At 72.4% G+C, this 14,575-nt stretch carries 11 protein-coding genes; 3 read left to right on the top strand and 8 right to left on the bottom strand.

Annotated features, from left to right (window positions below):
- Positions 1-59 precede the first annotated feature (59 nt).
- Complete coding sequence (dusB, locus tag AMK11_RS03430) at positions 60-1,226, top strand: tRNA dihydrouridine synthase DusB (protein WP_073722875.1); 1,167 nt, start codon at positions 60-62, stop codon at positions 1,224-1,226.
- Here dusB and AMK11_RS03425 read toward each other — a convergent pair whose 3' ends face one another.
- Positions 1,227-3,002: a CDP-alcohol phosphatidyltransferase gene (locus AMK11_RS03425; protein WP_073722873.1), complete on the bottom strand. Its 1,776-nt coding sequence runs from the start codon at positions 3,000-3,002 to the stop codon at positions 1,227-1,229.
- 495 nt (positions 3,003-3,497) lie between these two features.
- Between AMK11_RS03425 and ppdK the strand changes: the two genes are divergently transcribed.
- Positions 3,498-6,227: a pyruvate, phosphate dikinase gene (gene ppdK, locus AMK11_RS03420; RefSeq protein WP_073722871.1), complete on the top strand. Its 2,730-nt coding sequence runs from the start codon at positions 3,498-3,500 to the stop codon at positions 6,225-6,227.
- Between the two features lie 143 nt (positions 6,228-6,370).
- Here ppdK and AMK11_RS03415 read toward each other — a convergent pair whose 3' ends face one another.
- The 5 genes from AMK11_RS03415 to AMK11_RS03395 all read right to left on the bottom strand — a co-directional run bounded on the left by AMK11_RS03415 (position 6,371) and on the right by AMK11_RS03395 (position 12,259).
- Positions 6,371-6,835, bottom strand: a complete 465-nt coding sequence (locus AMK11_RS03415; protein ID WP_073722869.1) for an excalibur calcium-binding domain-containing protein — start codon at positions 6,833-6,835, stop codon at positions 6,371-6,373.
- 154 nt (positions 6,836-6,989) lie between these two features.
- A complete protein-coding gene (locus AMK11_RS03410; protein WP_073722867.1) occupies positions 6,990-7,937 on the bottom strand; it encodes an SMP-30/gluconolactonase/LRE family protein in 948 nt (315 codons plus the stop codon).
- A 106-nt stretch (positions 7,938-8,043) separates the two neighbouring features.
- Positions 8,044-8,409 (bottom strand): nitrite reductase small subunit NirD, encoded by a 366-nt coding sequence (gene nirD, locus AMK11_RS03405; RefSeq protein ID WP_073722865.1) that lies wholly within the window; start codon positions 8,407-8,409, stop codon positions 8,044-8,046.
- Positions 8,406-11,018 (bottom strand): nitrite reductase large subunit NirB, encoded by a 2,613-nt coding sequence (gene nirB / locus AMK11_RS03400; protein WP_073722863.1) that lies wholly within the window; start codon positions 11,016-11,018, stop codon positions 8,406-8,408. The genes nirD and nirB overlap by 4 nt, the downstream gene beginning before the upstream one ends.
- Positions 11,018-12,259 (bottom strand): NAD(P)/FAD-dependent oxidoreductase, encoded by a 1,242-nt coding sequence (locus tag AMK11_RS03395; RefSeq protein WP_073722861.1) that lies wholly within the window; start codon positions 12,257-12,259, stop codon positions 11,018-11,020. The genes nirB and AMK11_RS03395 overlap by 1 nt, the downstream gene beginning before the upstream one ends.
- 165 nt (positions 12,260-12,424) lie before the next feature.
- On the opposite strand from AMK11_RS03395, the gene AMK11_RS03390 reads away from it, so the two are divergent.
- Positions 12,425-13,207, top strand: coding sequence for a sulfite exporter TauE/SafE family protein (locus tag AMK11_RS03390; protein ID WP_073722859.1), 783 nt, complete (start codon positions 12,425-12,427; stop codon positions 13,205-13,207).
- Between the two features lie 19 nt (positions 13,208-13,226).
- On the opposite strand, the gene AMK11_RS03385 is transcribed toward AMK11_RS03390, so the two are convergent.
- Positions 13,227-13,856, bottom strand: coding sequence for a class F sortase (locus AMK11_RS03385; RefSeq protein ID WP_073722857.1), 630 nt, complete (start codon positions 13,854-13,856; stop codon positions 13,227-13,229).
- A gap of 122 nt (positions 13,857-13,978) precedes the next feature.
- A complete protein-coding gene (locus AMK11_RS03380; protein ID WP_073722855.1) occupies positions 13,979-14,512 on the bottom strand; it encodes a hypothetical protein in 534 nt (177 codons plus the stop codon).
- Positions 14,513-14,575 lie beyond the last annotated feature (63 nt).

Genomic DNA, 14,575 nt, shown 5'->3' with positions numbered 1-14,575 from the left:
GACATGATCTTTGTCCACAGGCACCGCGAGCACCACCCCGCGTGCGTGACAATGGAGGAATGTCCACGCCCACCACACCCGCCCCCAGCACCACCGCCCGGCCGTTGCAGATCGGCCCGCACACCGTCGCGCCGCCCGTCGTGCTGGCGCCGATGGCCGGGATCACCAACGCGCCCTTCCGCACGCTGTGCAGGGAGTTCAGTGGTGGCAAGGGCCTGTTCGTGAGCGAGATGATCACGACCCGGGCGTTGGTCGAGCGCAACGAGAAGACCATGCAGCTGATCCACTTCGACGCGACCGAGAAGCCGCGCTCGATCCAGCTGTACGGCGTCGACCCGGCGACCGTCGGCAAGGCCGTCCGCATGATCGCGGAGGAGGGGCTCGCCGACCACATCGACCTGAACTTCGGCTGCCCGGTGCCCAAGGTGACCCGCAAGGGCGGCGGCTCCGCCCTCCCGTACAAGCGGAACCTGCTGCGCGCCATCGTCCGCGAGGCCGTCACCGGCGCCGGCGACCTGCCCGTCACCATGAAGATGCGCAAGGGCATCGACGACGACCACCTGACCTTCCTCGACGCCGGGCGGATCGCCGTGGAGGAGGGCGTCACCGCCATCGCCCTGCACGGCCGCACCACCGCCCAGCACTACGGCGGCACCGCCGACTGGGACGCCATCGCCCGCCTGAAGGAGCACGTCCCGGAGATCCCCGTGCTCGGCAACGGCGACATCTGGTCCGCCGAGGACGCGCTGCGCATGGTGCGGGAGACCGGGTGCGACGGCGTCGTGGTCGGGCGGGGCTGCCTGGGGCGGCCGTGGCTCTTCGCCGATCTCGTCGCCGCCTTCGAGGGGCGTACGGACGACTACGTGCGGCCCACGCTGCGCGAGGTCGCCGAGGTGATGGTGCGGCACGCCACGCTGCTCGGCGAGTGGATCGGCGACGAGGCGCGCGGCGTCATCGACTTCCGCAAGCACGTCGCCTGGTACCTCAAGGGCTTCGCGGTGGGCTCCGAGATGCGCAAGCGGCTCGCGATCACCTCCTCCCTGGAGGCACTGCGTGCCGGACTGGACGAGCTGGACCTCGACCAGCCCTGGCCCACCGGCGCCGACGGTCCCCGCGGCCGCACCTCCGGCAACAACCGCGTGGTCCTGCCCGACGGCTGGCTGAAGGACCCGTACGACTGCGCGGGCGTCGGCGAGGACGCCGAGCTGGACACCTCCGGCGGCTGATCAGTCGCCGGCGCCGGTGGGGTGCGGGGTGGAGCCGTAGGCCGTCAGGAAGCGGTCGCGGAAGGAGTCCATCTTCCACACCGGGGCGTCCTCGGCGGGCTTGATCCCCTCCGTCCAGTTCCAGTCGTCGATCGCGTCGAGCACCTCCGGGTCCTTGGCGACGATCGAGACGGGGACGTCCCGGCTCGCCTTGTCGCCGCTGACCCGGGCGAGCGGCTGGTGGTCGCCGAGGAAGACGAGGACGGTGTCGTCGGTCCCGTAGCGCTCCAGCCACTGGGTGAGGCTCGTGAGCGAGTACTCGACCGACTTGCCGTACTCCTCCTTCGACCGGGTGGAGTCGGCGATGATGTCGGCCGCCTCCACGCCCGACGCCTCGATGCCCTCGTACACCGAGCCGTCGCCGATCTCGTCCCAGCCGACCATCCTCGGGATCGGCGCCCACGGCTGGTGACTGGAGGTCAGGATGACCTCCGCCATCAGCGGCCTCTCCCGCTCCCTGCCGTGCTCCAGGCGCTGGAACGCCTCCAGCGCGTACTGGTCCGGCATGGTCGACCAGCTGAACTTCGGCCCCCGGTAGCCGACGTCGAACGCGTCGTAGACCTTGTCCAGCCCGTACCACTCGGCCTCCGGCCACGCCTTCTGCACACCCGGCATGACGCCGACCGTGTCCCAGTGCCCCGTCTTCTCGAACGCCTTGGTGAGGGTGAGGTGGTCGCTCGCGGTGACGGTGCGGTAGCGCTGCTGGTTGTCCACCCACAGGCCCGACATGAAGGTGGAGTGGCCGAGCCAGCTGCTGCCGCCGAAGGTGGCGGACGTGAGCCAGCCGCTGCGCGCCCGGAAGCCCGCCTCGGCCAGCGCCTTCGTGCCGGTGTCGAGAGCGCGGCCGACGCCGGGCGCCGTCACCGGGTCCTCGACGGCGCTGCGGCCGTAGCTCTCGATGAACGTGAAGATCACGTCCTTGCCCCGCAGGTCCGGCACGAGCTGGTCGCCGGGCGTCGCGCCGAACCGGTCCGACTCCGCCTCCTTCGCGAACGCCGCCTCGTCCCGCAGCGTGTCCGTCACCCGGTGCGCCTGCGCCTGGAGCAGGGCGGACGCGTTCGTCGTGGCGATCCGCGTCCCGAAGGTCTGCACGCCCAGTGCCACGCAGGTCATCCACACGGTGGCCGCCATCAGGGCCCCCCGCGCCGCCCGTTCCCGGTGCGCGGCGAGCAGCTCGCCGAGCCGCACCGCCGCCAGCGCCGTCACCACCAGCAGCGCGACGGCCAGCCCGACCGCGCCCACGGTGGCCCAGGTCGCCGCCGCACCGCCCATCGAGTCCGCCACGTACGACTGGGCGTCGTCCAGCAGGCCCCAGTCCAGCACGACGTTGAAGCCCCGCCCCAGGTACTCGGTGAAGCCCATGTCGAGCAGGTTCAGCACCGTCAGCGCCCCGAGGACGGTGCCGAAGAGGGCCGATGCCGCCAGCCGCGCGGGGCGGGGCAGGCAGAGCAGCAGGACCGCGCCGACGACGGCCTCCGCCGGGATGCGCGCGAACCGGTTGGGTTCGAGGGCGGCGAAGGTGTTCGGCAGGAGCAGGGCGCCGAGTACGAGCGCGGCGGCGAGGACGGTGGTGGTGCGGCGGACGACGAGGGCGGTGCGCGGGTGCCGGGCGCGCCAGGCGCGCCAGTGGGCCAGGCGGGCCCTGAGGGTTTCAGGTGCGGCGGGGGAGGGTGTGTCGGGCGTGGCGGGGGCGTCGGCGCTCTGCGGTGGCCGGCGGAAAGGCGTGCTGACAGGCACCCGGAGGTCCTTCCGTACGAAACCCGGTGGTCGGCGGACCCGGCGAGGGGGCCGGGTCCGCCGCACCCTGTCGTACGTGCGCCGCGAGCGGTCCGTTCACCGGTCCCGTGCACCGGTCCGCATGGTGAAATCCGGCGGCCTGTGGCAGCGTGATTCTCGCCACCTCTGATAGGGGTGACGCTCAGATGAGCGGATCTTGGGCGATTCCACTTTTCCAAGGGGTGGCACTGAGTGCCATGCCATGATCGTTCATCGATCGAACTCAAACGTAGCGAATGGCGCTCAGGTGAGCGTGATCTGCGGGATTCGGGAGCTCATTCGTTCAAGAAGTGAAAACACTAGCCGCCGGTCGCTTGCCAAGCCTTGACTTTCGATCCGCTGGCGGACGACTGGTTACGGGCGCATGTCGCGCAAGTGGACGTACCCAGGTGCCTTCGATCTGGGTACATTCCTCGCCGTCAGGGCAGCCACCGCGTCCTCGAGGAGTCGAGACCCGTGTCGGAAAACAAAGAACCTCAGGTAACGAACGCACCCAAGTTCGTTTACGACTTCACCGAGGGCAACAAGGACCTCAAGGACCTCCTCGGCGGCAAGGGCGCCAACCTCGCCGAGATGACCAACCTGGGTCTTCCGGTTCCTCCCGGCTTCACCATCACCACCGAGGCCTGCAAGACCTACCTCGACAGCGGTGAGGAGCCCACGGCACTGCGTGACGAGGTCAGTGCGCACCTCGACGCCCTCGAAGCGAAGATGGGCAAGAAGCTCGGCCAGGCCGACAACCCCCTCCTCGTGTCGGTCCGCTCCGGAGCCAAGTTCTCCATGCCCGGCATGATGGACACGGTCCTCAACATCGGCCTCTCCGACAAGTCGGTGCAGGGCCTGGCCAAGCAGGCCGGCGACGACCGCTTCGCGTGGGACTCCTACCGCCGCCTGATCCAGATGTTCGGCAAGACCGTCCTCGGCGTCGACGGCGACCTCTTCGAGGAGGCGCTGGAGGCGGCGAAGGCGGCCAAGAAGGTCAGCGTCGACACCGAGCTGGAGGCCGCCGACCTCAAGAAGCTGGTCACCAAGTTCAAGAAGATCGTCAAGACGGAGGCCGGCCGGGACTTCCCGCAGGACCCGCGCGAGCAGATGGACCTCGCCATCAAGGCCGTCTTCGACTCCTGGAACGGCGAGCGCGCCAAGCTCTACCGCCGCCAGGAGCGCATCCCGCACGACCTCGGCACGGCGGTCAACGTCTGCTCCATGGTCTTCGGCAACCTGGGCCCCGACTCGGGCACCGGCGTCGCCTTCACCCGCGACCCCGCCTCCGGCCACCAGGGCGTCTACGGCGACTACCTCCAGAACGCCCAGGGCGAGGACGTCGTCGCCGGCATCCGCAACACGGTGCCGCTGGCGGAGCTGGAGCAGATCGACAAGAAGTCGTACGACCAGCTGATGCAGATCATGGAGACGCTGGAGAACCACTACCTGGACCTCTGCGACATCGAGTTCACCATCGAGCGCGGCCAGCTGTGGATGCTCCAGACCCGCGTCGGCAAGCGCACGGCGGGCGCGGCCTTCCGCATCGCCACCCAGCTCGTCGACCAGGGCCTGATCGACGAGGCCGAGGCCCTCCAGCGCGTCAACGGTGCCCAGCTCGCCCAGCTGATGTTCCCCCGCTTCGACGAGGACGCCAAGGTCGAGAAGGTCGGCCGGGGCATCGCGGCCTCGCCGGGCGCGGCGGTCGGCAAGGCGGTCTTCGACTCGTACACCGCCGTCAAGTGGTCCCGTTCGGGCGAGAAGGTCATCCTGGTGCGCCGCGAGACCAACCCCGACGACCTGGACGGCATGATCGCCGCCGAGGGCATCCTGACCTCGCGCGGCGGCAAGACCTCGCACGCGGCCGTCGTCGCGCGCGGCATGGGCAAGACCTGTGTCTGCGGTGCGGAGGAGCTGGAGGTCGACACCAAGCGCCGCCGGATGACCGTCCCCGGCGGGCACGTCGTCGAGGAGGGCGACGTCATCTCCATCGACGGCTCCTCCGGCAAGGTGTACCTGGGCGAGGTGCCGGTCGTGCCGTCGCCGGTCGTCGAGTACTTCGAGGGCCGCATGCACGCGGGCGCCGAGGACGCCGACGAGCTGGTCGAGGCCGTGCACCGCATCATGGCCTTCGCCGACCGCAAGCGCCGGCTGCGGGTGCGCGCCAACGCCGACAACGCCGAGGACGCGCTGCGCGCCCGCCGCTTCGGCGCCCAGGGCATCGGCCTGTGCCGCACCGAGCACATGTTCCTCGGCGACCGGCGCGAGCTGGTGGAGCGGCTGATCCTGGCCGACACCGAGGCCGAGCGCGAGGAGTCACTGAAGGAGCTGCTGCCGCTCCAGAAGCAGGACTTCGTCCAGCTCTTCGAGTCGATGGACGGCCTGCCGGTCACGGTCCGCCTCCTGGACCCGCCGCTGCACGAGTTCCTGCCCGACATCACCGAGCTGTCCGTGCGCGTGGCGCTCGCCGAGTCCCGCCAGGAGCCGCACGAGAACGAGCTGCGCCTGCTCCAGGCCGTGCACCGCCTGCACGAGCAGAACCCGATGCTGGGCCTGCGCGGCGTCCGCCTGGGCCTGGTCATCCCCGGCCTGTTCACGATGCAGGTGCGGGCCATCGCCGAGGCGGCGGCCGAGCGCAAGGCGGCCAAGGGCGACCCGCGCGCCGAGATCATGATCCCGCTCGTCGGCACCGTCCAGGAGCTGGAACTCGTCCGCGACGAGGCCGACCAGGTCATCGCCGAGGTGGAGGCCGCCACCGGCGCCAAGCTCAAGCTGTCCATCGGCACGATGATCGAGCTGCCGCGCGCCGCGCTGACCGCCGGTCAGATCGCCGAGGCCGCCGAGTTCTTCTCCTTCGGCACCAACGACCTCACCCAGACCGTGTGGGGCTTCAGCCGCGACGACGTGGAGGCCAGCTTCTTCACGGCCTACCTGGAGAAGGGCATCTTCGGCGTCTCCCCGTTCGAGACCATCGACAAGGACGGTGTCGGCTCCCTGGTCGCCGCCGCCGCGAAGGCCGGCCGCGAGACCCGCCCCGACCTGAAGCTCGGCGTCTGCGGCGAGCACGGCGGCGACCCCGAGTCCGTCCACTTCTTCCACGAGGTGGGCCTGGACTACGTCTCCTGCTCCCCGTTCCGGATTCCGGTGGCGCGGCTGGAGGCGGGCCGGGCGGCGTCGCAGTCGAAGGGCAGCGACCACCGGTAAGCCCCTGAGTGGGGCCTCATGCCCCGGAGCCGCCGTCTGTCACCCGACCACCCTCACCGATCGGCGGCGGCTCCGGTCCACGGGAAAAGGCGGCACCCTGTGCGGGGGTGCCGCCTTTCGCGTCGGCCGGTGCGCGCTCCCGGTCAGCCGGCGCCGTTGCTCCGGCGGCGGCGCGAGGCCAGCAGCAGTCCGCCGCCGGCGAGCACGACGGCCGCGCCGCCCGCCGCGATGTACGGCGTGGTGTCGTCGCCGCCGGTCTCGGCGAGGTCGGCGCCCTGCTCCCCAGCGGCCTGCTCGCCGCTGCCGGAGTCGTCCTTGCTCCCGGAGTCGTCCTTGCTCCCGGAGTCGCCGGAGCCCTTGTCGTCGTCCTTGTCGTCGGCGGGCACGAAGCCCGCGGGCGGCTTGTCGCAGCCCACGCCGTCCTGGTCCCGGTCGAGGTGGTCGCCGTAGTGCTCGTCGCCCTCCTTGATGTTGGAGTAGCCGGCGTTGTACGCCTCGGTGCAGTTCTTGAACGGGTGGGTGCCTTCGTGCGCCTCGGCGAGGGTCGGCAGGGCGGCCAGGGCCACCGCGGCCAAGGCGACGGCGGCGGGCTTGCGGAGCAGCTTCATCGAGATTCCCGGGACTGGTGTGGATGAGCGGATATGAGGTGACGAAGCTATTGAGGTGCGGGAGATGCGGTGGCGATATGAAGAACCCGTGACGAGAACGTGACGTGACCGGACGGTAGCTCTCCGCTCGGAACCGATCGTTCGGCTCAGCCGCTCAGCGCCGCACCGCCACCGCCGTGAACGTCGTCTCCGGGGTCTGCGGGCTGGTGAAGCGGGCGTTGACGAGGTAGAGCCGGTTGCCGAAGCGGGCGGCGGTGGCGGGGACGTCGAAGCGGGGGTCGGTGATGGTGCGGCGCAGGGTCGCGGTGCGCGACCGGGCGTCCAGGTCCCAGACGCTGACCAGGTTGTCCCGGTTCTGCACGACGTACAGGGTGCGGCCGACGCGGACCAGGCCGTCGCCGTTGACGACGTCGTCCGCGCCGGTCAGCCTGATCCGGGAGGCGCGGCCGGTCCGGAGGCTGACGCGGTACAGCTCGCCCGCCGCCATCTTGACGACGATCAGTCCGCGCCCGTCGGGGGTGGAGACGGCGCCGTTGGCGTTGATGACGTCCGGCGTGTGCTCCCAGTCGCCGGTCAGCTCCAGGGCGCGCACCTCGCCGCGCCGGCCGCGCGGGACGCCGTACAGGACGGGCCCCCAGGAGACGGTGAACCAGGCGCGGTCGCCGTGCAGGACGACGTCGTTGACGAAGTGGCCGGCGGGGTCGGTGAGCCGGTGGGTGCGCAGCAGCGCGCCGGTGCGGGAATCGATGATCCGCGCGGTACCGCCGCCGCCCCCGGCGACGTACAGCAGTCCGTCGTGGTCCAGCTTCAGGCCGATGGCCGCGAGGCCGGTGCCGCCCTCGTGGACGACCCGGCCCTCGCCGGTGCGCAGGTCGGTGCGGTAGACGGCGCCGTCGGCGCGCGAACCCATGTAGGCGTACGGTCCGCGCCCGATGGTGATGCCCTCGGGCAGCCAGCCGTCGGGCAGCGGGAACTCCGTCGGCCAGGCGGCTCCACGTTCGGTGGCCCCGGCCGGGGCGGCGCCCGTGGCGGCCGCCAACGCGGCGACGGCTCCGCCGCCGAGCACCGTGCGCCGGGACGGGCGGGAAAGGCTGCGAGTCATGGTGCGACCTCCGTGGGAGAAGGACGGGGACTCGATGAAACCCGACCGCACCGCCGAACTCGACCCGGGCGGCCGGGTTCGACAGGAAACCGACAGCCCGGCGGGCCTACGCCGCCTTCACCTCGTACGTCTCCACCCGCACCGTCTCGTCGTCCAGGCACACCCCGGTCGCCAGGTCGAAGCGCTGCTTGAGCAGCGGAGAGGCGACGAAGGGGCGGCCCCGGTGGGTGCCGGTCAGGCCGCGGGAGAGGACCGCCGCGCCGGTGAACGGGTCCCGGTTGCCGATGGCGTACAGCTCGCCGTCCCGGTCGCGGAACAGGGCCACCTGGCCGCCGTCCGGCAGCAGGGCCGCGACGCCCCGGCCGGGCAGCAGGGCGCCGAGGTCGCAGGCCGCGAACCAGTCGTCCGTCAGCCGCAGCAGGACCTTCAGGCCGGTCGTCTCGGGTGCCAGGGACTCGGGTGCCAGGGTCATCGCCGGGTGCTTCCTTCCAGGAGGTCGTCTTCCGAGGGGCGCCGCAGGCCGATGTCCAGCAGCGGCAGGTCGGGCTTCATCTGGTCGCGTTCCGGCACGAAGCCCACGACCGGGTCGGGGGTGTCGGGCGCGTTCACGAAGGACACGAACCGGGCCAGCTTCTCGGGGTCGTTGATGGTCTCGGCCCACTCGTCGCGGTAGTGCGAGACGTGGGCGCGCATCAGGGACTCCAGTTCGTCGCAGATGCCGAGCGAGTCGTGCACGACGACGTCCCGTACGTGGTCCAGGCCGCCGGGGAGGCGCTCCAGCCAGGTGGAGGTGCGCTCCAGTTTGTCGGCGGTGCGGATGTAGAACATCAGGAACCGGTCGATCAGGCGGACCAGTTCGGCGTCCGAGAGGTCCTGCGCGAGCAGGTCCGCGTGGCGCGGGGTGGCGCCGCCGTTGCCGCCGACGTAGAGGTTCCAGCCGTTGGAGGTGGCGATCACGCCGAAGTCCTTGGACTGGGCCTCGGCGCACTCGCGGGCACACCCGGATACCGCCGACTTCAGCTTGTGCGGGGACCTGAGCCCCCGGTAGCGCAGCTCCAGGTCGATCGCCATGCGCACCGAGTCCTGGACGCCGTAGCGGCACCAGGTCTGGCCGACACAGGACTTCACCGTGCGCAGCGACTTGCCGTACGCGTGACCGGACTCGAAGCCGGCGTCCACCAGCCGCGCCCAGATCACCGGCAGCTGTTCGACGCGGGCGCCGAACATGTCGATGCGCTGACCGCCGGTGATCTTCGTGTAGAGCCCGAAGTCCCGGGCGATCTCGCCGATGACGATCAGCTTCTCCGGCGCGATCTCGCCGCCGGGGATGCGCGGGACGACGGAGTACGAGCCGTTCCGCTGGAGGTTGGCCAGGAAGTGGTCGTTGGTGTCCTGGAGGGTGGCCTGCTCGCCGTCCAGGACGTAGCCGCTGGCGCCGATCGCCGGGGCGAGGGAGGCGATGATCGAGCCGACCGCCGGCTTGCACACCTCGCAGCCCTCACCGCCCCGGGCGCCCTCGCGGCCGTGCCGGTCCAGCAGCTCCCGGTAGGAGGTGATCCGCAGCGCGAGGACGATCTCGTACAGCTCCTCGCGGGTCTGGGCGAAGCAGCCGCACAGCCCCTTGTCGATCTCCACGCCGCTCGCCTCCAGCTCGGCGGTGACGAGCTGGCCGAGCACCTTCACGCAGGAGCCGCAGCCGGTGCCGGCCTTGGTGCACTTCTTCACCTCGGGCACGGTGGTGCAGGAGTGCTCGGTCACCGCGCCGCGGATCGTGCCCTTGGTGACGTTGTGGCAGGAGCAGATCACCGCGTCGTCGGGCAGCGCGGCCGGACCGAGCTGGACAGGGGCCCCGGCACCGGCGGGCAGGACGAGCGACTCGGGGGAGACCGGCGGGACCGAGCCGGTGAACGCGCGCAGCGTGCCGTACGCCTCCGCGTCGCCGACCAGGATGCCGCCGAGCAGCGTGCCGTCGCGGCCGACGACCAGCTTCTTGTAGAGGCCCGCGCGGGAGTCGGAGTAGACGACGTCCAGGCAGTCCTCGGCGGTGCCGTGCGCGTCGCCGAAGGACGCCACGTCCACGCCGAGCAGCTTCAGCTTGGTGGACAGGTCGGCGCCGGTGAAGGACGCCTCCTGGGCGGCGATGGTGGCGGCGGCCGTCTCGGCCTGCTCGTACCCGGGCGCCACCAGCCCGTACACCCGCCCGTCGGCGGCCAGCGCGCACTCGCCGATCGCGAACACCCGCTCGTCGGTGACCGTCCGGCACCGCTCGTCGACGCTGATGCCGCCGCGCTCGCCGACCGCCAGTCCGCAGTCGCGGGCCAGCTGGTCGCGGGGACGGACACCGGCGCTGAACACCACCAGGTCGGTGGCGAGTTCGGAGCCGTCGGAGAGCTTCATGCCGGTGACGGCGCCGTCCGCGCCGGTCACGATCTCCTGCGTGCCGACGCCCGTGTGCACGGACAGGCCCATCTCCTCGATGGTGCGCAGCAGCGCCGCGCCGCCGCCCTCGTCGACCTGGACCGGCATCAGACGGGGCGCGAACTCCACGATGTGCGAGGTGAGCCCGAGCCCCTTGAGGGCGCCGGCCGCCTCCAGCCCAAGCAGCCCGCCGCCGACCACCGCACCGGTCGTCGCGGTCTTCGCGTACGCCTCGATGGCGAGCAGGTCCTCGATCGTCCGGTAGACGAAGCAGCCCTCGGCGTCCTTGCCGGGGACGGGCGGCACGAACGGGTACGAGCCGGTCGCCAGCACCAGCACGTCGTACGCGACGACCAGCCCCGAGCGGGCGGTCACCGTGCGCGCCTGACGGTCGACGCTCACCGCCGGGTCGCCGACGCGCAGTTCGATGCCGTGCTCCTCGACGAAGGCGAGGTCGGTCATCGACAGGTCCTCGGGGGTCTTCCCCGAGAAGTACGAGGTGAGCTGGACGCGGTCGTAGGCGGGGCGCGGCTCCTCGCACAGGACGACCACGCGGTGCGTGCCGGTCAGGCCGCGATCGGCGAGCGCCTCCAGGAAACGCTGGCCGACCATGCCGTGGCCGACGAGGACGATGGTGGGGGCGGGCCCCGGGTCGGTGGTCATCAGGAGCCTCCGTCATGGGTGAGCAGGTGGAGCAGGGGGCCGCCGTCGGACGGGAGCGGCTCTGCTCCCTCCCAGGCGCGCGCGAGCGCGCCGACGGTGCCGAGTTCGCCGACCAGGACCCCGCCGACCAGCCGGTCGTCACGGACGACGACCTTGCGGTAGGTGCCCCGGGTGGCGTCGGCGAGCTGCACGACGTCGTCGCCGGGGCGGGGGTCGGTCTCGCCGAACGCGGCGAGGTCGAAGGAGCCCTCGGGCCCGAGGGGGCCGCCGGGCCCGGTGAGGGTGAGCCGGGTCAGGGAGCGCGTGCCGGTGTAGCGGGCGGCGGTGCTGCCGTCCCCCGCGAGCAGCTCGGCCAGCGCGCCGGCCTGTTCGAGGGCCGGCGCGGCCAGCCCGTACACGCGCCCCGCGTGCTGGGCGCAGTCGCCGATCGCGCGGATGTGCGGGTCACTGGTGCGCAGCTCGTCGTCGACGACCACCCCCTCGGCGACCTCCAGCCCGGCCGCCCGCGCCAGCCCGACGCGCGGCCGGACCCCGCACGCGAGGACGACGACGTCGGCGCCCAGTGCGTACCCGTCGGCCAGCTCCACCGACCGCACCGCCCCGCCGGCGCTCCGCACGTCCCGCACCCGGCACTCGGTGTGCACCTCGACACCCAGGTCCTCCAGATGGCGCCGGACGAGGGCGGAGGCGGCCGGGTCGAGCTGGCGTTCCATGAGCCGCTCGGACTGCTGGGCCAGGACGACCTGCGCGCCGCGCACGGCCAGCGCGCGGGCGGCGGACACACCGAGCAGCCCGCCCCCGACGACGACCGCCCGCACCCCCGGCCTGAGCGCCTTGGACAGTCCCAGGCAGTCGTCCATCGTCCGGAACGCGTGCACGCCCTCGGGCAGCTCCCGGTCCGGGGTGAACAGGCCGCGCAGCGGCGGCAGTACGGCGTTGGAGCCGGTGGCGAGGACCAGCGTGTCGTAGGCGATCACCGAGCCGTCGGCGCAGTGGACGGTGCGTCCGGCCCGGTCGACGCCGGTGACCCGGCCGCGCAGCAGCCCGGCCGGCGCGGGCAGCGCGACCACCTCGGGGCTGTACCGTCCGGCCAGCACCTCGGCGAGCAGCACCCGGTTGTACGGGCGGTGCTCCTCGTCGCCGACGACCAGCGCGGGCGTGCCGAGCTCACCGAGCCGCCGGGCGAGGGTGACGCCCGCGAGCCCGGCGCCGATCACCACCACACGCGTATTCGAGGTCATGGCACCGAGCGTGCGGTGCGGGTGTTACCCGGTGGCATCGCGACTGTTTCCCGGGAGGAACGCTGCCCTCAGCGGGGGCGGCCGGCCCGTGTGAGGAGGGCGGGAACCTCAGAAGACCCTCATCTCGATGGACGGCACATCCGTCCCGTCCATAGGGTCACGATCATGCCCGACATATCGCTGACCACGGTCGTCCTGCTCTGCCTCGCCGCGCTCGCGGCCGGCTGGATCGATGCCGTGGTGGGCGGCGGCGGGCTCCTGCTGCTGCCCGCGCTGCTGCTCGGCCTGCCCGCCGGGACACCGGCCGCGCACGCGCTGGGCACCAACAAGGCGGTCGCCATCGTCGGCACCACGGGCGCGGCCGTGACCTACGCCCGCAAGGCGCCCGTGGACGTCGGCACCGCCGTACGCATCGGCCTCGCGGCGCTGGCCGGATCGTCGGGCGGGGCCTTCTTCGCGGCCGGGATGAGCACCGAGGTCCTCAAGCCCGTCATCATGGTGGTGCTGCTGGCGGTCGCGGCCTTCGTGATCCTGCGCCCCGCCTTCGGCACCGCCCCCGCGACCGGCCCCGCCACCCGCCGCCAGACCCTCGCCGCGATCGGCCTCGCGGGCCTCGGCATCGGCTTCTACGACGGCCTCATCGGCCCCGGCACCGGGACCTTCCTGGTGCTGGCCCTCACCGCCGTCCTCCACCTGGACCTGGTGACCGCCTCCGCCACCGCGAAGATCGTCAACTGCTGCACCAACGCGGGCGCCCTCGCGATGTTCGCCTGGCAGGGCGCGGTGCTGTGGCAGCTGGCGGCCCTGATGGCCGTGTTCAACCTGGCGGGCGGCACCCTCGGCGCGCACACGGCGCTGAAGCGGGGCAGCGGCTTCGTGCGGATCGTGCTGCTGACGGTGGTGTTCGCGCTGGTGGCGAACCTGGCGTACGAGCAGTGGATCGCGTAGGGCGGGCTTCGGTGACGTCTCAGCGGCTGCCGGTCAGGTGGGCGAAGACGACCACGTTCCCCTGGTAGCCGGTGCCGCGTGCGTAGTCGCCGCCGCAGGTGATCACGCGCAGTTCGGGCCGGCCGGCCGCGCCGTACACCTTCTCGTCGGGGAAGTCCTCGGCCTCGTACACCTCGACGGCGTCCACGGTGAACACCGCGACGCCGCCGTCTAGCCGGTCGACCTCGATCACCGCGCCCTTCTCCAGCGCGCCGAGCCGGTAGAAGACGGCGGGGCCCTCGGCGTTGTCGACGTGCCCGGCGACGATCGCGGTGCCCGTCTCGCCGGGGGTGGTGCCGGCCTCGTACCAGCCGGCCAGGTTCTCGTCCTCGGCGGGCGGTACGTCGAGACTGCCGGACGGCGTCAGCCCGAGGCCCGTCATGGGGGCGTCCACGCCGATCGCCGGGATGCGGACGCGGTCGGGAGGGGAGGGCGGCAGCGCCGGTGCCGCGGGCGCCCGCCCCGCCTGCCCGGCGCCGGCGCGGGCGGCCTGCGCGGCCGACGGCTGCGGCGGGGCCTCGGCGCCGGCCTGGTCGAGCAGCAGCCACGCCCCGGAACAGAGGGCGAGCGCGGTGACCGCGGCTATCGCCCAGTCGCCGATCCTGCGCATGACGCGCCCCTCTCCCTCGGGTCCCTCGGTGGATCCCCTGCCCCCTCCGGGCCGCGAGGGGCATCGGACCCGGAGGGGGTGGGGAAGTGCGGTACCGGCGGACGGGCAGCGGAGGGTGCCCGTCAGATCCCGTCGCCTCTCGCCCGGCGATGCAGGAGCCAGGTACCGCCCGCGGCGGCGACGGCCAGAGCCGCAACACCGGCCGCGGTCTGCACGGGATCGGGGCCAAGAGCGCCACCGACCCCCGTCTTCACGCTTCCTCTGGGGTACACCTGCTCACGGGCCGAGGTCAGCGTGACCACCAGGTCACCCGCCACCCGCTTGCCGCTCCCGCCACAGGTCGCGACGATCTCGTACGTCCCCGGCTGGGCGCTCGGCGGCACCTGGAACCCGCCCGTCGTCTCACCCTCCCCCGAGCCCGGCGCCAGCGGGAACTCCCCGGCGCCCACCGCACTGGCGTCCCCCGCCGCCGCGCCGTCCTCGCCGCACGCCGCCGTGCGCACCGTGGCCCGTTCGCCCGGCACGACCGAGGACGGATACACCTCCAGGCCACCGGTGACCCGGGCCTCCCCGGCGTACGCGGGCGCCGGGGAGGCGAGGCCGGCGGCCGCGACGGCGAGCGCGGTGCCGGTCAGCAGGCGGGCGGTACGTCGCATCGGTGCTCCTTCGAGCTCTTCGGTGGCCCCTGCCCTACCGAGGAAAGTCGCACCGGGCGCGGC

The organism is Streptomyces sp. CB02414 (assembly GCF_001905385.1).
Classification (GTDB): Bacteria; Actinomycetota; Actinomycetes; order Streptomycetales; family Streptomycetaceae; genus Streptomyces.
Note: the sequence above shows the minus strand (reverse complement) of the source record. Positions and strands in the feature narration are given on the sequence as shown.